The sequence below is a fragment of the Aquilutibacter rugosus genome, from assembly GCF_036541335.1.
Classification (GTDB): Bacteria; Pseudomonadota; Gammaproteobacteria; order Xanthomonadales; family Xanthomonadaceae; genus Aquilutibacter; species Aquilutibacter rugosus.
In genome coordinates this window covers 959,647-982,345 of record NZ_JAZHBO010000002.1, presented here as the reverse complement: position 1 = coordinate 982,345, position 22,699 = coordinate 959,647, and the positions used below count along the sequence as shown (strand labels likewise).

Sequence of the window (22,699 nt, the reverse complement as noted above, 5' to 3'; positions counted from 1 at the left end):
ACTCAGGGCGCCGCGGCATCCCAGTCAATGGAGCCGCGGATTGCCGTGCGCGTCTGTCCGCCGGACCAGATCGCGCCGTCCGCGCCCGGGCTCAAATAGAGCTGCGCGTCGTAACCGATTTCCCGCCCTTGGCTGACGATATATCCGGTGGCCGGCAGATGCTCGGCTGCGTGTCGGAACAGAATGCTCGCAAGGATGGCATTGGCCGCGCCGCTAGCCGCATCTTCGAAAGGTTGCGGATGGCCAACGAGGGCCCGCGTCACCACCTGGTAGCCGGAATCGGCATCGTCGGCAAAGGCGAACGCACAAATACCCATGCTGCCGCTGGCAACGGCCAACTCGCCGATGCCATCCCATGCGGGCGACCATTGGCGCAAGGCCGCTTCGCTAGCGGCCTGTACCAGCCACCAACGGCGACCGCCTTCGGCCAATACAGGTGCAATCGCGCCCGGGGCTAAGCCCGTGGTAGCGGCCGTGAGCTGATCGCGGTGGGTGACCGCGCCGCCTTCGATCTCATTGGCCGGCGGATTGCGTAGCGAAATCACACGTTGATTGGGGTCTTGCAGATGCTCGACACGCAAAGGCAGCAAGCCCGCCAGTCCCTGTTGCCAGACGAGGCCATCGGCGTCCGGGGTCAACAGGTCCGCGTCGAGTAGCGCCGCGGCGGTACCGACACTCGGATGGCCCGCAAACGGAACCTCCTTGTCGGGTGCGAACATGCGGATGGCATAGCACGAGGCCGGTGCTTTACCGGTGTCATCGGCCGGACCGGTGAAGGTGGTTTCCGGCAGGCGCATCCAGCGGGCTAGCGATTGCATGGCGCGATCCGACAGGGTGTGGCCACGCAGCACGACGGCCAGCGCGTTGCCCATGCCGGGTTCGCGGCTGAATACATCCATCTGCACAAAATCAAAGCGGGCCATCGAGCGGTCTCCGGTGGATTGGTTAGAATGGAAGTTTATCCTTATCCGTCCGGGAATCATCGGTGACACGCGCACAACAGTGGATCGTCCTGAAGTTCGGGGGCACCTCCGTGTCCCGTCGCCATCGCTGGGACACCATCGGCAAGCTAGCGGTGCAACGAGCGCAATCCCAGGGCGAAGGCGGTCGGGTACTCATCGTGGTATCGGCCCTGTCGGGTGTGACCAATGAACTGCAGGCGATTGCTGCAGGCGATGCCGTCGAGACTCGCATCGAGCAACTCGAACAGCGGCATCGTGAGTTTGGCGCCGAGTTGGGGCTCGATGTGGATACGGTGCTGACTGAGCGGCTCGCATCCTTGCGTGCATTGGCATCCGATCCGCGGCGCGCAAGTCTCGCATTGGATTGGCAGGCCGAGGTGCTCGCACAAGGTGAGTTGCTGTCATCAACGCTGGGTGCCGCCTACCTGCGCTCACAAGGTGTGGATATCGGCTGGTGCGATGCACGCAACTGGCTGACAGCACTGCAGTTGCCCAATCAGTCGGCATGGTCTTCGCGCCTTTCGGTCAATTGCCAAGCGGTGGGAAAACCCGAATTCCGGGAATCGTTTGCACAGCAACCGACCTCCATTCTGATTACGCAAGGTTTTATTGCAGCCCATCCCGAAGGCGGTACGGCCATCCTCGGTCGTGGTGGCAGCGATACGTCAGCTGCGTACTTCGGTGCCTTGCTGCAGGCGCAAGCGGTCGAGATCTGGACCGACGTGCCCGGCATGTTTACCGCCAATCCGCGCGAAGTCCCCGACGCCCGTATTCTGTCGCGCCTGCGTTACGGTGAGGCGCAGGAAATCGCGACGACCGGTGCCAAAGTGCTGCATCCGCGTTCCATTGCGCCCTGCCGTGATGCCGGCGTGCCGATTCGCATTCTGGATACCGAGAACCCCGATTTGCCTGGCACGCGCATTGATGCGCAAGCCGATCCGGTGCAAGGTGTCAAAGCCATCTCGGCGCGCAAGGGCATCGTCCTGGTGTCGATGGAATCCATCGGCATGTGGCAACAGGTCGGGTTTCTGGCCGATATTTTCGCTATTTTCCGCCAGCACGGTCTGTCCATCGACCTGATCGGTTCGTCAGAAACCAACGTGACGGTCAGTCTCGATCCGTCGGACAATCTGATGAATTCCGATGTGCTGTCCAAGCTGTCGGCAGATCTGTCCAAGGTCTGCATCGTCAAGGTGATCGCACCTTGCGCTGCAGTGACGCTGGTCGGTCGCGGCATGCGTTCGCTGCTGCACAAACTCTCCGATATCTGGGCGACGTTCGGTAAGGAACGCGTGCACCTGATTTCGCAGTCGTCAAACGACCTGAACCTGACATTTGTCATTGACGAGGAAGACGTCGAGGGACTCATCCCTGCGATTCATGCCAGCCTGATCAAGTCAGGTGCAATGCCGGTGCTGAATCGGCAGGCTTTCGGCCCGTCATGGCGTGAACTCAAAGAGGGTAGGGTCGAGCCGCATCCGCGCTGGTGGGAGCAGCAAGTCGAACAATTGCTGCAGATCGCAGCAGAGGGCACGCCTGCCTATGTCTACGATGTGGCAACGGTTCGCGCACGGGCGCGCAATCTTGCCGAGATTGCCAGTGTCGATGCGCGCTACTTTGCCATCAAGGCCAATCCGCATCCGCAGTTGCTCAATGCCCTGGTCGAAGAGGGCTTTGGTCTGGAGTGCGTGTCGCTGGCCGAGTTGCGTCACGTACGTCAGCATGTCCCGCAACTGACACCGCAGCAAATCCTGTTTACGCCGTCGTTCGCACCTCGCAGTGAATACATCGAGGCATTAGCGCAGGGCGTAACCGTCACGATTGACAGCCTCGAAATTCTGGAACGTTGGCCCGATGTGTTTCGCGGTCAGTCGGTCTGGTTGCGTGTCGACTTGGGTCATGGCGAAGGCCATCACGACAAGGTCAAGACCGGTGGCGCCGAAGCCAAGTTCGGCCTGCCGTTGGCCAAGTTCGAGGCCTTCCTGCAGCTCGCGCGTCGCCATCAGGTCACAGTGACCGGTCTGCATGCGCATCTGGGTAGCGGCATTGATAATCCCGATCACTGGCGTCAGGTGTTTGCCTCGCTGGCCGGTTTAGCTGAGCTTAGCGGTAGCATCTCCACCATTGATATCGGTGGCGGCATGTCCATTCCGTATACGCCCGATGGCAAGCCATTCGACCTGCAGGCCTATGCACACGGTCTCAGTGAAATCCGCCGCAATTATCCCGGCCTGCGAGTTGCGATCGAGCCGGGCCGCTATCTGGTGGCCGAGTCCGGTGTGCTGCTGACTCAGGTGACGCAGATCATTGAAAAGGATGGCGTCCTGCGTATCGGTGCCAATGCCGGCATGAATGCGCTGCTGCGGCCTTCTCTGTATGACGCCTATCACGGCATTTTTAATCTGTCGCGCTTGCACGATACGCAGCTGCAGTTGACGGACATCGTCGGTCCAATCTGCGAAAGCGGCGATGTGCTCGGTCACGACCGACTGATGCCGGCTGCAACTTCCGAGGGCGATGTCCTGCTGATTGCCGACACCGGCGCTTACGGCATGGTCATGGCCAACCATTACAATCTGCGCGATTTGCCGCGCGAACTATGCATTGAAACCAAATGAATACACAAGCTACCGGCGCCGACTGGCGCTTTGACCGCGACGCCGTCGGCACCTTTGTTTTTTCGCGTTGCAGTTTCGATGCGCAGACCGGCATTGCCGAACTGGGCTATCGCTTTGACGACAGTCCCGAATTCGTCGAGGTGGTTACCGTGCCCGGCGCACCGTTTACGCTCGATGCAGAACGCGAGCAGGCCATCGCTGCCGCGTTGCGTCTGCTGCATCTGATTGCGGGCGTCAGCTACTACAAGGCAGCAGTGCCCAAGACGATTGTGATCGAGGGTGAGGCCATCGATCGTCTCACGGCAGATTTCCTGACCATGGTTTACGAAAACGGTCTTGGCGAATTTGCCTATCGCAATGGACTGGAACTGCGCGGCGAAATTCAATTCCCGGTCGGTGTCACGTCCGAAGTGTCGGCGCAATCGCTGGGTCTGCGTCATCACGCACTCGTTGCAATCGGTGGCGGTAAGGATTCGCTGGTCTCCATCGAATCTCTGCGCAACATTGGCGTGGATCAGACGGTGACCTGGATCGGCGGTTCGCAGCTGATTCGTGCCTGCGCCGAACGCACCGGCCTGCCGACCTTGAACCTTGGTCGCGCCATCTCGCCACTGCTGTTTGAAATCAACCGCGAGGGAGCCTGGAACGGTCACATTCCGGTGACGGCCATCAACTCCGCCATCATGACCTTGGCGGCGATTGTGCTTGGCTACGATCAGGTCGTGTTTTCGAACGAGAGATCGTCGAGCTACGGTAGCCTCATCGAGGGAACCGGCGAGGTCAATCACCAGTGGTCCAAGGGTTGGGCCTTTGAGGATGCCTTCGCGGCGTATGTGCAGGATCGGATTGCGGCCGATCTGTCGTACTACTCGTTGCTGCGTCCTCTGAGCGAGCTCGCGGTCGCCAGGCAGTTCACGCGCACCGATCATTACGATGCGCATTTCTCGAGCTGTAACCGCAACTTCCATATTCTCGGCGAGCGACCGGTCAACCGCTGGTGCGGCGCCTGTCCGAAGTGTCACTTTGTGTTTCTGGCCTTGGCACCGTTTATGTCCAAACCGCGCCTGGTCAGCATCTTCGGTCGCAACTTGCTCGATGACGAATCGCAAACCGCCGGCTTCGATGCCTTGCTCGAATACCGTGACCACAAACCCTTTGAATGCGTAGGCGAGGGCAAGGAATCGCGCGCCGCCATGACCGCGCTGACGGAGCGCCCGGAGTGGCAGCACGATGCCATCGTCCAACGGTTCGCCCGCGAAATTCGCCCGCAACTGAGCGGCGAGGATCTGCGCGTCTCCAGCCTGCTGCATCGTAGTGACGATGCGCACCGGATCCCTCCGGCAGTGGCCGACGCCCTGTTTGCCTATTGGGATCGAGCCTAATGACCGGCACTGCCGCCATGCCCTGGAGCGCTGACGATCGCATCGCCCTGTGGGGCTGGGGGCACGAAGGCCGTGCGGCCTATGCCTGGATCCGGGCGCGGGAACCCCAGCGGTCACTGCAGCTGTTCGTCACACCGGCGGAGCTAGAAGCTGTCGCTGCTGAGTTGTCCGACCCGCTAGTGCAGGTCAGTGCGTTTGTTCCGAACACGGATTTCTCGGCTTGGAACTGGGTCATCAAGTCGCCGGGTATCAGCCCGAATCAACCGGCCGTGCAGTCGGCAATTCAGGTCGGTACCCGCTTTGTCGGCGGTACGTACTTGTGGGCACGCGCGGCGCGAGCGCAGGGCGATGTACTGGCCAACACGATTTGCGTGACCGGTACCAAAGGCAAGTCCACGACCAGCGCACTAACGGCGCATTTGCTTCGCTGCGGCGGTTATCGCACCTTGCTGGCCGGCAATATCGGTATGCCCTTGCTGGCTGTGCCTAACGACGCCACGGTGCAATACCGCGTGATTGAGCTGTCGAGTTACCAAACGCGTGATCTGGCCAACAGTGGCGCACATCCGGCCGTTGCGGTAGTGGTCAACGTGTTCCCCGAGCATCTGGACTGGCACGGCGGCGAGGCGCAATACGTGGCCGATAAGCTCACCTTGCTGACGCAAGCAGCGCCGCATGTGGCCGTGATCAACGCGGCCGACGTGCGACTGACCGCGCTGAAGCTGCCGGACTCCCGTGTTGTGCAGTACGGCAATCCGCACGGATGGCATCTGCGCGACGACATGTTGTTCAAGGGCGACCGGCAGGTCATGGATACCAAGGACTTGCCGTTGCCGGGCCGTCACAATCGCGGCAATCTGTGTGCGGCGCTCACGGCCATCGAGGCCTTAGGCATCGCAGCCGAGCCGCTGGCGCAGCACGCAGCGACATTCATGCCCTTGCCCAATCGCCTGCAAACCATGGGCACTCGCAACGGCATACGCTACGTCAACGATTCAATTGCGACCACGCCGCACGCGACTCTGGCTGCGCTCTCGTGCTATCCCGATGTACCCGTAGCTGTAATTGTCGGTGGTCATGATCGCGGCCTGGACTGGTCCGGTTTTGCGCTAGCTATTGAGCAGGGGCAGGCGCAGCCGGCACAGATTGTGACGATGGGTCAAAAAGGTCCGCAAATTGCCGATGAGATTGAGGCCTCGTGCATTGCGCAGGGCGTCAAGCTCGATCGCGCTAAGGATCTGGCACAAGCCTTCGCAATTGCTGAGCAGGCCGTTGTGCAAGCCGGTGGCGGTGTGGTGCTGATGTCGCCGGGTGCGCCAAGTTTTGATGCGTATCGGGACTATGTGGAGCGCGGCAAACACTTCGCGCAGCTGGCCGGATTTGATCCCGACCGCATCAGCAGTATTCAGGGGCTCGGCATCGCGTAAGCGGCAGCGGAACCCGTTCTTAAGTTCGTCCGGATATCAGGAAACTTTCTATGAAAACCGTTGTTCGTGTCGTTGTTGCCGCTCTGGGCCTGTTGGTGAGTTCGTATGCCCTGGCTACGGTGCAGGTCGTGCCGCTGGAAACCAAGGTTGACGGCAAGGTCTTCGAGCATCAGCTGGTGTATGACGATGCGGTCAGCACGGCGCGGCCGGGCCTGCTGATGGTGCCGGACTGGCTAGGCATCAATGGCGACAACATCGCCAAGGCCAAGCAGATCGCAGGTAGCGGTCATGTACTACTGCTGACCGATATGTACGGCAAGGGCGTGCGGCCAAAGAACAGCGACGAGGCAAAGGCGCAGGTAACCGGTCTGTATAAAGACTTGCCGGAGCTGCGTCGTCGAATCAATTCGGCGCTGGCAATGCTCAAGTCCCAGTCGAAGGCCAAGGTCGATGACCGAGCCGTCGCTGCGATCGGTTACTGCTTTGGCGGCACCAGTGTGCTGGAGCTGGCTCGTAGCGGCGCTGCGCTGAATGCAGTGGTCAGTTTTCATGGCGGCTTAGGTACGTCAATGCCGGCTGCAGACAATGCAATCAAAGCCGGCGTGCTGGTGTTGAACGGTGCCGAAGACAAGGGCACTGCCGCTGACGTTGCACCCTTCCAGGATGAAATGCGCAAGGCCAAGGCCGACTGGATGTTCGTGAATCTCGCGGGCGCCGTGCATTGCTTTGCACTGCCGCATGCCAATCGCGAAGGCTGCAAATATCACCCGCTGGCCGCGGCGCGTGCAGAGCGCATCATGTGGGGCTTTCTGCAGGAGCGGTTCCGGGCGCAGGTGCCGTCAGACTCGTCGAGCGGAATGACGAACCAGGGGCGCACCGCACTGGTGATTCACGGTGGTGCGGGCGTGATGGACCGCAAGGCCATGACGGCTGCAGATCAGGCCGCGATCAGAGCAGGCCTGGACGCCGCGCTGACGGCCGGTAATCGAGTGCTGTCCACGGGCGGCAATGCAGTCGATGCGGTCAACGCGGCCATCAATGTGCTCGAGGATAATCCGCTGTTCAATGCAGGCAAGGGCGCGGTGTTTAACGCCGCGGGCAAGCACGAGCTGGATGCATCGCTAATGGAAGGCCACACGGGCCGCGCGGGTGCCGTGGCGGGCGTGGTGACGATCCGCAACCCGATCAATCTTGCGCGCGCAGTGATGGAGCGTAGCGAGCACGTCATGCTGATGGGTGATGGCGCCGAACATTTTGCGGATGCGCAACCTGACATCGCGCGTGTGCCGAACTCGTACTTTGATACCGAGTCCCGTCGCAAAGCCTTGCTCAAGGCGCAGCAGCAACTGCAGACCGGCGTGAAAAGTAAAGCGGCGTATTTCGGCACCGTCGGCGCCGTGGCGTTAGATGCTGCAGGTCACATTGCCGCTGCCACCAGCACCGGTGGCATGACCAACAAAAAGTGGGGCCGCGTGGGCGACTCGCCGATCATCGGCGCCGGCACGTGGGCCGATGCCAACTGCGGCATCTCCGCAACCGGCTGGGGCGAGTTCTTTATTCGCAATGCCGTCGCGCACGACATCTGCAAACGCGTGGAATACCGTGGCGATTCGTTGCGTGCCGCCTCGGACTACGTCATTAACGAAGAGATCCCTGCCGCCGGCGGCAATGGCGGTGTGATCGGTCTGGATGCGGCCGGTAATCTGATCATGCCGTTCAACACGTCGGGCATGTACCGCGGTTGGATTGCAACCGACGGTTCGCGTGGGACCGCTATTTTTAAGGATTAATTGCGACGCGCGACGGCATAGTCGGCCAGTCCGCGCAGAGCGGCCAGATAGTCGTTCTCCGGCAGGCCGGCTAGCGCCTCCTTTGCCTGTTGCGCATAGTGCTGTGCTTGCTGTTCGCTGTAGTCCAGGCTGCCGCAGGCACGAATCGCTTCGAGCACGGCGGGCATCGCTTGTTTGTCACCGGTTTCCAGTGCCTTGCGCAAGGATTGCGCAGTGGCGGCATCGCTGTGTCGGATCGCGTGGATCAGTGGCAGCGTGGCCTTGCCTTCGGCCAGATCGTCACCCAGGTTCTTGCCGAGCGTTTCCGCATCCGAGGCATAGTCGAGCACGTCATCAGCAATCTGGAACGCATAGCCCAGCGCCATGCCGTAGTCAAAGAAGCGCTGCTGAATGACCTCGTCCGCACCGGCCAGGTACGCGCCTAGGCGAGTAGCGGCAGCAAACAGAACGGCCGTCTTGCGCTCAATGACGCGCAAATAGGCGGGTTCGTCGGTATCGGGGTTGTGGACGTGCAGCAGCTGCAGCACCTCACCCTCGGCGATGCGGTTGGTGGTGTCGGCCAGGACCTGCATGATCGGCATGCGGTCGAGCTCGACCATCAGCTGGAACGAACGCGAGTACAGGAAGTCGCCGACCAGCACGCTCGTGGCATTGCCCCAAACCGCGTTGGCGGTGCGACGACCGCGACGCAGATCGGACTCGTCGACCACGTCATCGTGCAACAGCGTGGAGGTGTGGATGAACTCCACCACGGCGGCCAGCTGGTGGGCGTCCGCACCGCGATGGCCCCGGGCCGCAGCGGCGAGCAGGAGCAACATAGGGCGCAGGCGCTTGCCACCGGCCGAGATGATGTATTCGGCGACCTGATTAATCAGCACCACGTCCGATGCCAGTCGGCTGCGGATCAGCTGGTCAACGGCGTCCATGTCCGGCTTGGCGAGCGCTTGAATGGCGGGCAAGTCGAGCGTGTTGGGCGTCATGTTCAGTTTCATTCCGTGCGACAAACGCTAATTATAGTTGTTCGAAGGCCCCAACCGTCGCCCAACGGCGGGGGCTTCGCTCAAAGGTGTCGCGGTCATTCCCGATACCTGCGAACTGGCGCTTATAATCAACTGAGAACGCCGAGCTTGTCGGCGTCGGAAATTACAGGAATTCACAATGGCACGTGGCATTAACAAGGTCATTCTGGTCGGCAATGTCGGCAATGACCCGGAAGTCAAATACACCCAAGGCGGCATGGCCATCGCCAAGGTCAGTCTGGCCACTACGTCGGTCCGCAAAGACCGCGACGGCAATACCCAGGAACGCACTGAATGGCACCGCGTGACCTTTTTCGGCAAGCTGGGCGAAATCGCCGGCGAGTATCTGAAAAAGGGTTCGCAAGTGTATGTCGAGGGCTCCATCCGCTACGACAAGTACACGGGCCAGGACGGTATCGAGCGGTACACCACCGATATCATTGGCGATGAAATGCAGATGCTAGGTGGCCGTGGCGATGGCCGTGGCGACAATGCCGGCAGCAGCGGCGGTTTTGCTCCGCGCCGTGACGCGTCGCAAGGCGGTTATCAGAAAAAGCCTGAGGCGACTCCGGCACCTGCAGCCGCAGCCGATTTCAAAGACTTCGGTGACGACGACATTCCGTTCTGATTTTCAGCCGACAGGCATCGAATCAGACAAAGGCCCGCAACATCTGCGGGCCTTTTGTATTTCAGGCTTTGCGTACGGCTAGGCGCCGCAGCCTGACTCCGTTCGGCAAGGCATAGCGCAGGATGCGCCAGGAGACTTGGGCGCATTGGCGACCCATCGAACCGGTATTGTAATGCTGCCCGTAGCGCCGGCAGATGGCCCGCACTTCGACAGCCATGGCGGCGTAGCGGTTGGCCGGTACATCGGGATAAAAATGGTGCTCAATCTGATGGCTCAGATTGCCGGTAAGCAAATCGAGCCAGCGGCTACCGCGGATATTCGAGGAGCCGAGCAGTTGGCGGCGGTACCACGCACCACGACTTTCGCCGCGGACCGATTCACGCGAGAAGGTTTCGGCATCGGCCGTAAAGTGACCGCAAAAGATGACGGTGTAGGTCCAGAGATTACGCAGGATATTGGCCACGACATTGCCGAGCAGCACCGGCAGAAAGAAGGGGCCGGCCAACAGCGGAAAGAACACGTAGTCGCGCAGTGCCTGTTTGCCCATCTTGCGGCCTACCGGACGAAACACCTGCCATAGCTGCAGCGCACTGATGCGACCCTTGAACCAGCGACCGATCCGTACGTTCTGCAGGGCGATACCCCATTCGAACAGCGCTGCAAAAATTACGGCCACCACGGGTTGAATGAGGTAATACGGTGTCCAGCGCTGCTCCGGGAACAGCCGCAGTAGGCCGTAGCCGATGTCGGCATCCATGCCACGTACGTTGGTCCAGGTGTGATGGTGATGGTTGTGGGTCTGACGCCAGTTGTCGCTGGTGCCGGCGATATCCCACTCGTAGGTCTGACCTTGCAGATGCGGATCGCCCATCCAGTCGTACTGACCGTGCATGACGTTGTGGCCGAGCTCCATGTTTTCCAGAATCTTGGAGAGCGCCAGAATCAGCGTGCCGCTGATGCACAGGGGCCACAGCATGGCCGGCGCTACGGTCGAGCCGGCAATGGCACCGATCATCAGAACCAGGCGGCCGAGTAGGCCGGTCCAGCGCACAGCGGCAAGTATGGAACGAATATAGCGGGCATCGTCGGCGCCGAGATCTGCCAGCGTGCGCAGACGCAGCGCATCGAGCTCAGCGCCGAACTGATCCAGTTCGGTTGCAGAAAGCGCACGACTGCGCGGCGAAACGTGAGGAGTAGCGGTCACGGATTACAGTTCCAGAACAAGGTCGTTGATTGCGCGGTTGACGCACAACTTGAGCGCGATAGTAGGCTCGTGCTCCGGCTCTGAGGCATGGAGACTGCGAGTGGTGCCGCTCTGCTTGCCGCAGGCGCAGGTATTACAGATGCCGATGCGGCAGCCCGAGGCGGGACGAATGCCTGCAGCTTCGAGCGCATCAAGGAGCAATTGGCCGCGCGGAATCGTTACTGTGCGGCCCGAGCGCGTCAGCGTGATGTCCACGGTGCCGTGCTCCGTGTCCGCATCGGTGGAAATCGGTGGCGGACTGAAGGCCTCGGCGGCAAAACTCAGCGCCATAGCGGCAGTGGCATCACGAGCCGTCGCCACGAACTCAAAGGGTCCGCAAGCCAGCACATGTTGCTTTGTCCGGTCGGACAGCAGCGAAGGCAACGTGGTGGGGCTTAAACGGCCGGCCGACTCATCGGGATGCTCCGGCGCATCGCCGGTTAGGGCAAAACGCACAGAAAACTGAGGAAATTGCTCAGCCAGTGCCCGCAGCTCCGCGGTAAAACACAAACGGTCGCGATGTCGCGCCCAGTACAGCAGCGTCAGTGGCGAAGGCATTCCTGACGCCGCCTGAGCACGGATCAACGAGATCATCGGGGTGATGCCACTGCCGGCAGCCATCAGCAGGGAAGGTGCAGCCGTCGAAGGCAAGCGCAGATCGCCGAATGCCGGGCCAATGTCCAGATACTCGCCTGTTTGCAGATCGTGACAGAGATGGTGGCTGACGGAACCGCCTTCGACCGATTTAACCGTGATCGAAATCAAGCCGTCGCGTTTTGGAATATCGGTCAGGCTGTAGCTGCGCGTATGGCGTGCCCCGTCCAACTCGACGCCGATATTCACGTGCTGACCCGGCTCGAACCCCGACCAGGCAATTGGCGGGCGCAAGATCAGGGTGACGGCATCGGAGGATTCCCGGCGTCGTGCGACGACGCGGGCACGGGGGCGCAGACGTGACCAGCGGGGATTCAAGCGGGAAAGCCAGTAATCTACGGCTCCAGGCGGTGCAATCGGAGCGACAACCCGTCGCAGTACGGAGTTCAAGGAGTCGACGACGGGGGGCAGAGTGGCGCTGGGGACGGCAGACATAGCGTCAATATACAGATAAACATACAAATGTCTATACACGTGTATATTATAAAATCGTTATGCTATTCAGGATGCCGCATGAGCCCGCCCAATTGACCAATCCAACCCTCATCGCAAACCTGCCCGAGGCTGAGCATTCGGCGGTCGGCCGTAAAGCCACCATCTCGCGGGAGGATTTGCTAGCAGCCGCTCTGCGGCTCATTGGGCCCCATCGGAGCGTCTCGAGTCTGAGCTTGCGCGAGGTGGCCCGCGAAGCCGGGATTGCGCCGAACAGCTTTTACCGCCACTTTCGTGATGTTGACGACCTGGCTGTCGCGCTAATCGATTTGGCGGGCCAGTCCCTGCGCCGTATTGTCGGTGCCGCACGCCGGCGCGCTACTTTAAGCAACGGCGTGATCCGCAACTCCGTCGAAGTGTTTATGGAACAGGTCCGCGCCGACGACCGTCTTCTGCATGTATTACTGCGCGAAGGCACGGTAGGCTCGGATGCATTCAAGCGCGCTGTCGATCGTGAGCTGACCTTTTTTGAAGACGAACTGCAGGTCGATCTGATTCGCTTTGCCGCGGCCGATGGAGTGGCCCTGCGCGATCCGGCCTTAGCAGCTAAAGCGATTACACGTCTGGCCTTTGCCGTTGGTGCGATGGCGGTAGATTTGCCGCCGGAGCGCGATGCCGAGCTGGTCGATCAGTTGGCGACAATGGTGCGCATGATTCTGGTGGGAGCCCGCACTCTGGGCACTAAGCTGCCACCGCATTCTGTGGCGACAGAGGCCAACTAAGCGGCGCGCAAGTCTGCGGTGATGCGTCCTGCAATGGATTGTTCGTGCGGTTCGGAACGCTGCGTTTCTTTCAGAGCGCGCTGATACCACTCAGCCATTGCCGGCAACTCCCGCAAGCGACTCATGTAGCCGTCGGCGGTTGGACCCAAAGAAATGCCGTAAGTCTGCATGCGAAACGCGACCGGACAGTAAAAGGCATCGGCGGCAGTGAACCGCGAACCGGCCAAGTAAGGGCCGCGATACTCCGCGATACCTTGCTCAAATAATTGGCGCAATCGGTCCAGATCGCGTTGCAGTGCGGCATCGTGCTCCGGTAGCTCTACGCGGATCCCGCAATTCATGTTGCAGATTGAACGCAATGCATTAAACCCTGCGTGCATCTCGGATGCGGCACTGCGCGCAAAGGCACGGGCCTTGCGGTCTAAGGGCCAGATTGCAGGGTGCGCCTCGAACAGATATTCGGCGATTGCGGCCGATTCCCAGACGGTGGTGTCGCCATCTTGCAGGCAGGGCACCAGGGCCGATGGTGAGAATGTGAGAAATTGTGAACGGTTATCGGTGCCGTAAAAATGCTGGCGCTCGGTAAACCGGATTTCCAGAGTTCGCATTAACACCCAGGCGCGCAGCGACCAGGACGAATAATTGCAGTTGGAGATGTGCAGGGTATAGGCCATGTGCATGAACCTGTGCTCAGAATTCAAAGCCGATCATCGCCTACACTGTGCGCAGGAGCAAGGAGGACAACGCGGTGGCCGTCAACATCAATCGGGATCTCGCGCAATGGCTGATTGAGCGAGTCGAAGAGGGGACCCCCGAAAAGCAGGTGCGTCGGAATCTGCAGGATCACGGGTACGATCGCGTGCAGGTGCAGTCACTGTGTGATTTCGCGTACCGCAATACCAAGGCTCTGTATGCGGCGCTGGCTCAGTTCGATCACGACATAGCCCATGAGACGGAGCAGGACGTACCTCTGTTTGCCTCCATGGCGGCACTCGAACTGCCTGATGACAATTCACTGCTGTCGCTTACGCACGATGGTGGCCCGGTGCGCATTCTGGCCAGCGTGGAACGGCCGCATGTCGTGCTTCTCGGTAATTTTCTGTCCGATGCCGAATGCGATGCGCTGATGGCTTTGGGGCACAGCGAACTTCGGCGGGCAGAAGTCGTGCATCGTGAGACGGGTAATGCAGTTATTGATGACCGACGCACCAGCGATTACGCCACATTTCAGCGCGGTGAGCATCCCTTGCTGGTTCGTATCGAGGAGCGCATTGAGCGCCTGACCGGTTTGCCCACCACGCACGGTGAGGGCATTCAGGTCATGCGATACAGCGAAGGCGCGGAATACCGGCCGCATTTCGATTTCTTTGATCCGGACGGGGCGTTTATGCGGCGGCGGTCGGATACGGGCGGTCAGCGCGTTGCGACCCTGGTGATGTATCTCAACGATGCGCCGGCCGGCGGCGCCACCGTATTCCCCGATGCAGGCCTGGCCATTCGGCCCCATAAGGGCTGCGCCGTGTATTTTGCATATACGACCAGCAATGGCGAATGCGATAATCTCTCGTTCCATGGCGGCGCGCCGGTGGTCCGCGGTGAAAAGTGGATTGCATCCAAGTGGTTGCGCACCAAACCTTATTTTTCGGATGCAGAATGAGTATTGAGTTGTACCGCGATCTGGCCCAGTGGCTGTTTGACCGCTACGAGGAAGGCCAGCCGCGCCAAGTTGTCGAACAGCTGCTGCTTGATCAGGGCTATAGCGATCAGCAAGTGAGTGAACTGACGGATCTGGCCTACCGTAAGACCAATCAGCTGCGGGATCGCCTGGACAGCTTTGATCATTATGCGGAGCAGCAGAGCATTGAGCGTCGCAAGCAACCCTTTGCGGTTTGCGCGCCGCTGGTCATCGATCCGGGCCGTAACACCATCGACGCCGATCACGGTGCCGCTCGCATTTCGTTTCGCAGTACGCGTCCTTATGTGGTGGTGCTCGATCATTTCCTCACCGATGGCGAATGCGATGATCTGATCGCCCTGGCCGAGAATCGGCTGACGCGCGCCTTAGTGGTGGATCGCAAGACCGGCGGAGATTTTCTGGATGACCGGCGGACCAGCGAGAATCTGATTCTCGAGGTCTATCAGGATGCCTTGTGCCGTCGTATCGAGGACCGCATCGCGAAGATCACTGGTGTGCCGGTTGAACATGGTGAGAGTCTGCAGATCATGCGCTACGGCGTCGGTGCGGAGTACCAGCCGCATCAGGATTTCTTTAGTGCCGACATCAACGGCGAGGCCGTGCATTTTCAGAATGGCGGCAATCGCGTCGCAACGCTGGTCATGTATCTCAATGACGTTGAGTCCGGCGGCAGTACCATCTTCCCGCATGCCGGTCTTGAGGTCTTTCCGCAAAAGGGCTCGGCGGTCTATTTTGCCTATACGGACGAGGACGGGCGTAACGATGAACTCGCTTTCCACGGCGGTTCGCCGGTCATCGCCGGGGAAAAATGGATCGCATCCAAGTGGCTTCGGGAGAATCCCACACCTTGGGGACAGTTAGGTCTGGAGCGCCATGGCCCGACCGCGATACAGGCAAGCGACCCGTCGGGCAGCACTCCGGTCGAGAGTAAGCCGGTGAACAGCAAGCCGGTGAACAGTAAGCCGGTGGCCAAGAAAGCAGCCACTAAGCGAGTCCGCAAGAAGGCCCTGCCAAAAACGGACAAGCCATCGGATCCCAAACAGTAAATACAAAAAACCCGGCGTAATGGCCGGGTTTTTTGTTGGTGGCTACAGCCGCACTTAGATCACTGATCGGTGTAGGCCGAGAGCGGCAGGCAGGAACACATGATGTTCTTGTCGCCGTAGACGTTGTCGACGCGAGCCACCGGCGACCAGTACTTCTGACGCTTGAGCGACTCGAGCGGGAACACCGCCAGCTCGCGAGAGTAGCTGTGCGACCACTCGCCAACCATCATGGTGGCAGTGTGCGGAGCGTTGATGAGCGGATTGTCATCACGCGGCAGTTCACCGTTTTCGATCATGCGGATTTCGTCGCGGATCTGGATCATCGCATCAATAAAGCGATCCAGTTCGTGCAGCGATTCCGATTCGGTCGGTTCGACCATCAGCGTGTTGGCCACCGGGAACGACAAGGTCGGCGCATGGAAGCCGAAGTCGATCAGGCGCTTGGCCACGTCTTCGGCCTGGACACCGGAGCTGTCTTTAAGCGCGCGCAGATCCAGGATGCATTCGTGCGCGACCAGTCCGTTACGGCCCGTGTAGAGCGTCTTGTAATGCGGTGCCAGGCGCTTGGCGATGTAGTTGGCGTTAAGCAGTGCAACTTGGGTGGCGCGGCGCAGGCCTTCGGAACCCATCAGCGTGATGTACATCCAGCTGATCGGCAGGATTGAAGCCGAACCGAACGACGCGGACGAAACCATGCCGACGGTGCCTTCGGAATCAAAGGTACGCGGCAGGAACGGGGCCAGGTGCGACTTGACGGCGCACGGACCGACACCGGGGCCGCCGCCGCCGTGCGGGATGCAGAAGGTCTTGTGCAAATTCAGGTGGGACACGTCCGAACCCCACTTGCCGGGCTTGGCCAAGCCGACCAGCGCATTCATATTGGCACCGTCGGTGTACACCTGACCGCCATGCGAGTGGATGATCTCGCAGATTTCGACGATGTCTTCTTCGAACACGCCGTGCGTGGACGGGTAGGTGATCATGATGGCGGCCAGACGGTCGCTGTATTTCTCGGCGTTGGCGCGAATGTCTTCGACGTCCACGTTGCCGTTGGCATCGGTCTTGGTCACCACAACCTTCATGCCGCACAGGTTGGCCGATGCAGGGTTGGTACCGTGCGCCGAATCCGGGATCAGACAGATGTCGCGCTGATCATCGCCACGCGAACGATGGTAGGCACGAATGGCGAGCAGGCCGGCATACTCGCCCTGGGCGCCGGAGTTGGGCTGCAGCGACACGGCATCGTAACCGGTGATCTCGACCAGCATGGCTTCGAGCGTCTCGATCAGTTCCTTGTAGCCCTGTGCTTGCGATGCAGGTGCCAGCGGATGGATATTGGCGAACTCGGGCCAGGTGATCGGGATCATTTCGGCCGTGGCGTTGAGCTTCATGGTGCATGAACCCAGCGGGATCATGGTGCGATCCATGGCGAGATCCTTGTCGGCCAGCGAGCGCAGGTAACGCAGCAGTTCGTGTTCACTGTGATGCGTGTTGAACACCGGGTGCGTCAGATACTCGGTCTTGCGCACGGCGAAGGCCGGAATGGCGTCGGCGACATCTGCATCAAAGTCAGCGACTTGCGCGCCGAACAATGCGGCCAGCGCTTCGATGTCAGTGCGGTTTGCCGTTTCATCAAGAGCAATACCGATGCGACCGTCGCCGAAATGGCGCAGATTGATACCGGCCTGATCTGCAGCAGAACGCAGCGCCGACTCATCGGCACCGGCAACGACGATCGTGTCAAAGTAGCTGTCGGTGACCTGCAGGCCCTTGGCGCGCAGAGCAGTGGCCAGCAGAACGGCATAACGGTGCGTGCGTTGCGCGATGCGACGCAGACCATCGGGGCCGTGATAGACGGCGTACATGGCGGCCATCACGGCCAGCAGCACTTGAGCCGTGCAGATATTGGATGTGGCCTTCTCGCGGCGGATGTGTTGCTCGCGGGTTTGCAGGGTGAGGCGGTAGGCGGGCTTGCCTTCGGCATCGATCGAGGCGCCGATCAGGCGACCCGGCATCGAGCGTTTGTAGGCATCACGGCAGGCCATAAAACCGGCGTGCGGACCACCAAAGCCAAACGGCACACCAAAGCGTTGGGTATTACCGACGGCGATGTCGGCGCCCCAAGCGCCCGGCGCTTCGATCACGGTCAGTGCCAGCAGATCGACGGCGGCGATCACCAACGCGCCCTTGGCGTGCAGGGCTTCGGTGACGGCACGGTAATCGTTGATGACACCGTTGGTATCGGGATACTGGAAGATGGCGCCGAACACATCGGCCGTAGCGGCATCGGCATCGTCACCGATGATCAGCTCGATGTGGAGCGGTTCGGCACGGGTGCGGATGACTTCGATCGTCTGCGGATGCAGATTGCGGCTGACAAAGAAGCGTTCGCTCTTGCTCTTACTGGAGCGGGCCGCAAGGGTCATGGCCTCGGCGGCGGCAGTGCCTTCGTCAAGCAGCGAGGCGTTAGCGATCTCCATGCCCGTCAGGTCGGCGCACATGGTCTGGAAGTTGATCAGCGCCTCAAGGCGGCCTTGCGAAATTTCGGCCTGGTAGGGCGTGTAGGCCGTGTACCACGCGGGATTTTCGAGCACGTTGCGCAGAATGACGTTGGGCGTGTGCGTGCCGTAATAACCTTGACCGATAAACGAACGGTAGACCTTGTTGCGATCGGCGACGGTGCGGATCTTGGCAATCGCATCGACCTCGGTCATTGACGAAGGCAGCTCAAGGCCTGCAGTCGACTTGATCTTGCCGGGCACAATGGCGTCGGTCATTTCCTCGAGCGTGGAGAAGCCCAGCGTCTCGAGCATCTGCCCGATTTCCTGGTCATTAGGTCCAATGTGACGGTCGATAAACGCGCCTTGGTTTTCAAGTTCGCGCAGGGTAGGCTGGGTCATGCTCGGCTCTCAGGGTGCAAAGGACCAGCCACGGCAATTGCCATGACGGGCCCTCTGTCCTTTTGCCTGAGAGTTTGAAGTCAGTACCTGACGGTGACGGACTCTTGCCCCTTCGGCGCCGCGTTCGGGACGCGATCTCTCCAGAGTTGTGCGCGGCAGACGGTCATTGGCCTGAGCGATTACGGGCGGTTGCGCCTTTGGCAGCGAACGGTCGGCGGGGCCGGTGCTCGCTTCTCCCATTTGCCGCGGGATTTCGTAATTATACGACGGCCAAAGGCCGTCCCGGCAGCGGTGCCCTAAAAGAACCGGGCCCCGCAGTGCGGGGCCCGGTGCCGGATCAGGTATTGGCCGGTTTGGCCGGCTCTTGCGGCGCCGGTGTCGCGGCTGGAGCCGCCGGAGCGGCCGCCGGTGCAGGTGCTGCCGGAGCGCCGGTGCCCGCAGCCGTCCAGCCGCAGCTGCGACCCGCATTCTGAGTCTTCAGCCAATCGTTCAGCGGCTTGAAGTACTCGACCATTGGGGCTGCATCGAGCTTCTCGCTGCCGGTCATCTCCTTGAGCGTCTGTTGCCACGGTTGCGAGGCGCCGCGCGACAGCATGGTCGTGAGCTTTTGGCCTGCAGCTGCGTTGCCGTAGAACGAGCACTCATTCAGCGGGCCGGTGTAGCCCGAGGCATCACACATGGCCTTGTAAAACTGGAACTGCAGCACATGTGCCATGAAGTAGCGCAGGTACGGTGTGTTGGCCGGCACGTGGTACTTGGCACCCGCGTCGAAGAACTCCTCGCCACGTGCAGCAACCGGCGCGACACCCTGATATTCGGCCTTCAGCTTCCACCAGGCGCTGTTGTATTCGGCGGGCTTGATCGAGCCATCGAACACGCCCCAGCGCCACTTGTCGATCATCAGTCCGAACGGCACGAAGGCGACCTTGGCCAATGCCATACGCATTTGCGAATTGATCAGCGACTCCTGCGATTCGGTTTGTGCGCCGACCAAGCCGATCGAGTTCAGGTACTTGGGCGTCATGGCCAGAACCATGGTGTCGCCAATGGCCTCGTGGAAGCCATCGTTGGCGCCGTTCTGGAAGTAGGCCGGTTGCGGGTTGTAGTTCAGGTCGTAATAGATGTGACCCAGCTCGTGATAGATAGTGGTGAAGTCTTCCTCGTTGGCCTTGGTGCACATCTTGATGCGCACGTCGCCCTTCATGTCGAGATCCCAGGCGCTGGCGTGGCAAACCACATCGCGATCACGCGGCTTGATGAACTGCGTTTTTTCCCAGAATGATGCAGGCAATTTGGGCTGACCCAGCGAGGTGTAGAAATTCTCCGCACGTTCGAACATTTGCTTGGCGGTGGTCAGCTTGCCGGCCTGGAAGGCGTCGTTCTGCGAATCCGGTGCGGAACCGCCGGCTTTGACCAAAGCGTCCGCAATGTTGCGGTCTTCGATCGCTTTGAGCGCGCCATTGATATCCAGCGGCGAGGCATTGGGATAGGGCGCAGCGATATCCCACAAGTTACCCCAGTCCTGTTGCCACATGTTGCCGGTGAGATGTGCAGGCAGCATCCCGCCTGCTGTGTGACCCTTGTCCTTGCCGTATTTTTCATCGAGCTTGGCACCGACGTAGCAGTGCAGCTGTTCGTACATCGGCTTGAGCTGTGCCCACAGACGATCCACTTCGGGACCGACTTCGTTGGCGGGCATGTCATAACCCGAACGCCACATTTCACCGGCGTCGGCAAAGCCCATTTCCTTGGCGCCCTCGTTCACCAGTTCGACAAAGCGCGTGTAATCCTTTTTCGAAGGCACGGACGTCGCGTACCAGCCGTTCATGGCATCGAGCTGCTCGTCGTAATTGCGATTGCTGCGCAGTACGTCTTCGAGATCGCCCAGTTCACGGCAGTTGGTGGTGTCGCCGTCCTTGCAGTACTTGCCGGCACCGTAAGCGCCTTCGAGCTTGGCAACGATTTTGGTCAGCTCGGAAACCTTGGCCGGATCCTTAGGCGCCGGCATGGAGGTCATCAGCTTGAGCAGCTTGAGCGCGCGGGCGGTCTCAGGCTTGAGGTTCTGGCCTTCGTATTTTTTGGCCTGTTCAATCCAGCGGTTCAACTGCAGTAAGCCACGCTCATTGGCCTTGGCTGCAAGAAACTCGGTATCGCCGTTGATGTTGGTCGAAGCCGTCCATTGCGCGTAATTCTGTTCGAGATAAATCTCGCGCATTTCCTTATCGAGACGTGCGACGAACTGATCGGCGGTTTCGCCTTCAGGCGCGGTTTCGGCGATGGCGGCGCCGGCAGCCGTTTTTTCGTCTGCAGACTGGACGCGTTCGCAGCCGGCCAGGCCGACAGACAGAAGAGCAGTGGAGAGGGCCGTAGCCAACATCGTGCGGGACCATTTCACGGAGCAAACACCTTGGTATTAGGAAGATCTCGCTCCACTTTAGCGCATTCGCGTTATGTTGCACTGCGATTAGGTCGGCAGAATGAGACTCCGATCGCGACTGACTAGCCCGCGATCCTGCAGCCATTGCCAGCTGTCATCGGCATCGGATTCAAAGTAGGCCTTGGCGCTTCCGAGCCGGAACGTGTAGCCCCAGGCGTCCATATCGGTGAGTGCGGCATCGCGTGTGACGCCATCCAACTGTTCGGCTAGCAGGATCTGCAGAACACAGACTGCATTTTCTTCTTCGACCGAATCGGTGGCATTGGTGTGCACGGCCGCACGTGCTTCGTCATCGGGCAGCACGATGAGATGACACGCTTCGTGCAGTATCGAATGCACCGGTGTGTCAGCGCGCGCGTAAACGCGGGTGCCGATGAGCCCGGCTTCGGCATCACCCCAGTAGCTGCCCGGGATGGCTTGGCCTTCGGCCACGGACTCCAGCTGCAGACCGTAGCGGGCCAGCAGTTGCCGTGCCTGTTCAAGATCAATGTCGCGAACTGAAATCATGAGGAACAAAAGAAAACGGGCGCGGTCCGTAATGAGCCGCGCCCGTGACTGAGCCAGCTGGGATGCTTAGGATTCCGGCAAGTCGACGCGGATGTCGAGGACGTCGAGCGAACCGTCTTTTTGCATGGCCACGTTGACCGCACCGTCATCAACGCCCTTGACGTATTTCTTGATCACTGCCAGCAGTTCCTGGCGCAGGATCGGCAAATAGTCGGGCTCGTTGGCGGACTGGCGCGACTGCGCAATCAGCACTTGCAGGCGGTTCTTGGCCGTCTCGGCGGTGCTGCGGTCCCGTTTCAGAAAATCGAACATGCCCATGGCTTATCCTCCGAACAGCTTGGTGAAGAAGCCCTTTTTCTCGGCTTGCGTAAAGCGCATCGGACGCTGTTCACCCAGAATGCGGGCGACGGCATCGTCATACGCCTGCGCGGCATCCGAAGCGGTGTTGGTGATGACCGGTTCGCCGCTGTTGGAGGCAGACAGCACATCCTGCGATTCGGGGATCACACCAATAGCCTTGAGGCCAAGGATTTCCTCGACGTCGGCGATGCTCAGCATTTCACCGGCGGCCACGCGCGAAGGCGAGTAGCGCGTCAGCAACAGGTGCTCCTTCATGCGTTCGCCCTGTTCGGCCTTACGCGTCTTGGATGCCAACAGGCCCAGTACGCGATCGGAGTCTCGGACCGAGGACACTTCGGGATTGACCACGACTACCGCCTGGTCGGCGAAGTACATGGCGAGCGTTGCGCCCTTTTCGATACCGGCCGGCGAATCGCAAACGATGTAATCAAAGCCTTCGGCCTTGATCTCGTTGAGGACGCGTTCCACGCCATCTTGCGACAGCGCATCCTTATCGCGCGTCTGCGAAGCCGCCAGGATATAGAGGTTGTCGTAGCGTTTGTCTTTGATCAGCGCCTGCTTGAGACCGGCTTCCTTGTTGACGACGTTGACGAAGTCATACACGACGCGGCGTTCGCAGCCCATGATCAGGTCGAGATTGCGCAAGCCGACGTCGAAGTCAATGACTGCAACTTTGTGGCCGCGGCGAGCAAGGCCGGTGGCGATGCTGGCGCTGGACGTAGTCTTGCCGACGCCGCCCTTGCCCGATGTCACTACGATAATTTCCGTCAAAACTAAGTCCTCCGCCTTCTGGCGATATGGTTATGGGTTGCAGCT

Annotated in this window: 18 protein-coding genes, 1 pseudogene and 1 riboswitch; of the genes and pseudogenes, 9 read left to right on the top strand and 10 right to left on the bottom strand. The window is 60.3% G+C overall.

Features of this window, described 5'->3' with window-relative positions; translation table 11 throughout:
- Positions 1–2: 2 nt before the first annotated feature.
- Positions 3–923, bottom strand: a complete 921-nt coding sequence (locus V3390_RS10090; RefSeq protein ID WP_331704312.1) for a PhzF family phenazine biosynthesis protein — start codon at positions 921–923, stop codon at positions 3–5.
- Between the two features lie 62 nt (positions 924–985).
- Between V3390_RS10090 and V3390_RS10085 the strand changes: the two genes are divergently transcribed.
- The 5 genes and pseudogenes from V3390_RS10085 (at position 986) to V3390_RS10065 (ending at position 8,179) form a co-directional block, all read left to right on the top strand.
- A complete protein-coding gene (locus tag V3390_RS10085; RefSeq protein WP_331704311.1) occupies positions 986–3,580 on the top strand; it encodes a bifunctional aspartate kinase/diaminopimelate decarboxylase in 2,595 nt (864 codons plus the stop codon).
- Positions 3,577–4,962, top strand: coding sequence for a UDP-N-acetyl-alpha-D-muramoyl-L-alanyl-L-glutamate epimerase (murL, locus tag V3390_RS10080; protein WP_331704310.1), 1,386 nt, complete (start codon positions 3,577–3,579; stop codon positions 4,960–4,962). The genes V3390_RS10085 and murL overlap by 4 nt, the downstream gene beginning before the upstream one ends.
- A complete protein-coding gene (gene murD / locus V3390_RS10075) occupies positions 4,962–6,389 on the top strand; it encodes a UDP-N-acetylmuramoyl-L-alanine--D-glutamate ligase (protein WP_331704309.1) in 1,428 nt (475 codons plus the stop codon). The genes murL and murD overlap by 1 nt, the downstream gene beginning before the upstream one ends.
- A gap of 50 nt (positions 6,390–6,439) precedes the next feature.
- A pseudogene (locus V3390_RS10070) lies at positions 6,440–7,213 on the top strand (dienelactone hydrolase family protein); the annotation flags it as partial.
- The gene (locus tag V3390_RS10065) at positions 7,187–8,179 is read left to right on the top strand and encodes an isoaspartyl peptidase/L-asparaginase family protein (protein ID WP_331704356.1); all 993 of its coding nucleotides are present in this window, start codon (positions 7,187–7,189) and stop codon (positions 8,177–8,179) included. The pseudogene V3390_RS10070 and the gene V3390_RS10065, both read left to right, overlap by 27 nt.
- Here the strand turns inward: V3390_RS10065 and V3390_RS10060 are convergent.
- Complete coding sequence (locus tag V3390_RS10060; protein WP_331690415.1) at positions 8,176–9,171, bottom strand: polyprenyl synthetase family protein; 996 nt, start codon at positions 9,169–9,171, stop codon at positions 8,176–8,178. The genes V3390_RS10065 and V3390_RS10060 overlap by 4 nt on opposite strands.
- Positions 9,172–9,337: 166 nt before the next feature.
- On the opposite strand from V3390_RS10060, the gene ssb reads away from it, so the two are divergent.
- Complete coding sequence (gene ssb, locus V3390_RS10055) at positions 9,338–9,826, top strand: single-stranded DNA-binding protein (RefSeq protein ID WP_331690416.1); 489 nt, start codon at positions 9,338–9,340, stop codon at positions 9,824–9,826.
- A 61-nt stretch (positions 9,827–9,887) separates the two neighbouring features.
- Here the strand turns inward: ssb and V3390_RS10050 are convergent, their stop codons facing one another.
- Positions 9,888–11,030 (bottom strand): fatty acid desaturase family protein, encoded by a 1,143-nt coding sequence (locus tag V3390_RS10050; protein WP_331689837.1) that lies wholly within the window; start codon positions 11,028–11,030, stop codon positions 9,888–9,890.
- A gap of 3 nt (positions 11,031–11,033) precedes the next feature.
- Positions 11,034–12,158 carry a ferredoxin reductase gene (locus V3390_RS10045; RefSeq protein WP_331704308.1) on the bottom strand — a complete coding sequence of 375 codons (1,125 nt, stop codon included), beginning with the start codon at positions 12,156–12,158 and terminating at the stop codon, positions 11,034–11,036.
- A gap of 110 nt (positions 12,159–12,268) precedes the next feature.
- Between V3390_RS10045 and fabR the strand changes: the two genes are divergently transcribed.
- Positions 12,269–12,937 carry an HTH-type transcriptional repressor FabR gene (gene fabR, locus V3390_RS10040; RefSeq protein WP_331704355.1) on the top strand — a complete coding sequence of 223 codons (669 nt, stop codon included), beginning with the start codon at positions 12,269–12,271 and terminating at the stop codon, positions 12,935–12,937.
- On the opposite strand, the gene V3390_RS10035 is transcribed toward fabR, so the two are convergent.
- Positions 12,934–13,611, bottom strand: a complete 678-nt coding sequence (locus tag V3390_RS10035) for a glutathione S-transferase (RefSeq protein ID WP_331689839.1) — start codon at positions 13,609–13,611, stop codon at positions 12,934–12,936. The genes fabR and V3390_RS10035 overlap by 4 nt on opposite strands.
- Positions 13,612–13,685: 74 nt before the next feature.
- Between V3390_RS10035 and V3390_RS10030 the strand changes: the two genes are divergently transcribed.
- A complete protein-coding gene (locus V3390_RS10030) occupies positions 13,686–14,594 on the top strand; it encodes a 2OG-Fe(II) oxygenase (RefSeq protein ID WP_331704307.1) in 909 nt (302 codons plus the stop codon).
- Entirely contained in the window at positions 14,591–15,679 is a 1,089-nt protein-coding gene (locus V3390_RS10025; RefSeq protein WP_331704306.1) for a 2OG-Fe(II) oxygenase, read from the top strand. Before V3390_RS10030 ends, V3390_RS10025 begins: the two co-directional genes overlap by 4 nt.
- A gap of 59 nt (positions 15,680–15,738) precedes the next feature.
- On the opposite strand, the gene gcvP is transcribed toward V3390_RS10025, so the two are convergent.
- From gcvP to minD, 5 genes are all read right to left on the bottom strand, one after another.
- The gene (gene gcvP / locus V3390_RS10020) at positions 15,739–18,579 is read right to left on the bottom strand and encodes an aminomethyl-transferring glycine dehydrogenase (protein ID WP_331689842.1); all 2,841 of its coding nucleotides are present in this window, start codon (positions 18,577–18,579) and stop codon (positions 15,739–15,741) included.
- Between the two features lie 44 nt (positions 18,580–18,623).
- A riboswitch (glycine riboswitch) is annotated at positions 18,624–18,733 on the bottom strand.
- A 183-nt stretch (positions 18,734–18,916) separates the two neighbouring features.
- On the bottom strand, positions 18,917–20,974 hold the full coding sequence (locus tag V3390_RS10015; protein WP_425493037.1) for a M2 family metallopeptidase: 2,058 nt from the start codon (positions 20,972–20,974) through the stop codon (positions 18,917–18,919).
- 69 nt (positions 20,975–21,043) lie between these two features.
- Entirely contained in the window at positions 21,044–21,523 is a 480-nt protein-coding gene (locus V3390_RS10010; protein ID WP_331689843.1) for a hypothetical protein, read from the bottom strand.
- Positions 21,524–21,589: 66 nt separating this feature from the next.
- Positions 21,590–21,841, bottom strand: coding sequence for a cell division topological specificity factor MinE (minE, locus tag V3390_RS10005; RefSeq protein WP_331689844.1), 252 nt, complete (start codon positions 21,839–21,841; stop codon positions 21,590–21,592).
- Between the two features lie 3 nt (positions 21,842–21,844).
- Positions 21,845–22,654 carry a septum site-determining protein MinD gene (minD, locus tag V3390_RS10000; protein ID WP_331689845.1) on the bottom strand — a complete coding sequence of 270 codons (810 nt, stop codon included), beginning with the start codon at positions 22,652–22,654 and terminating at the stop codon, positions 21,845–21,847.
- Positions 22,655–22,699: the final 45 nt, after the last annotated feature.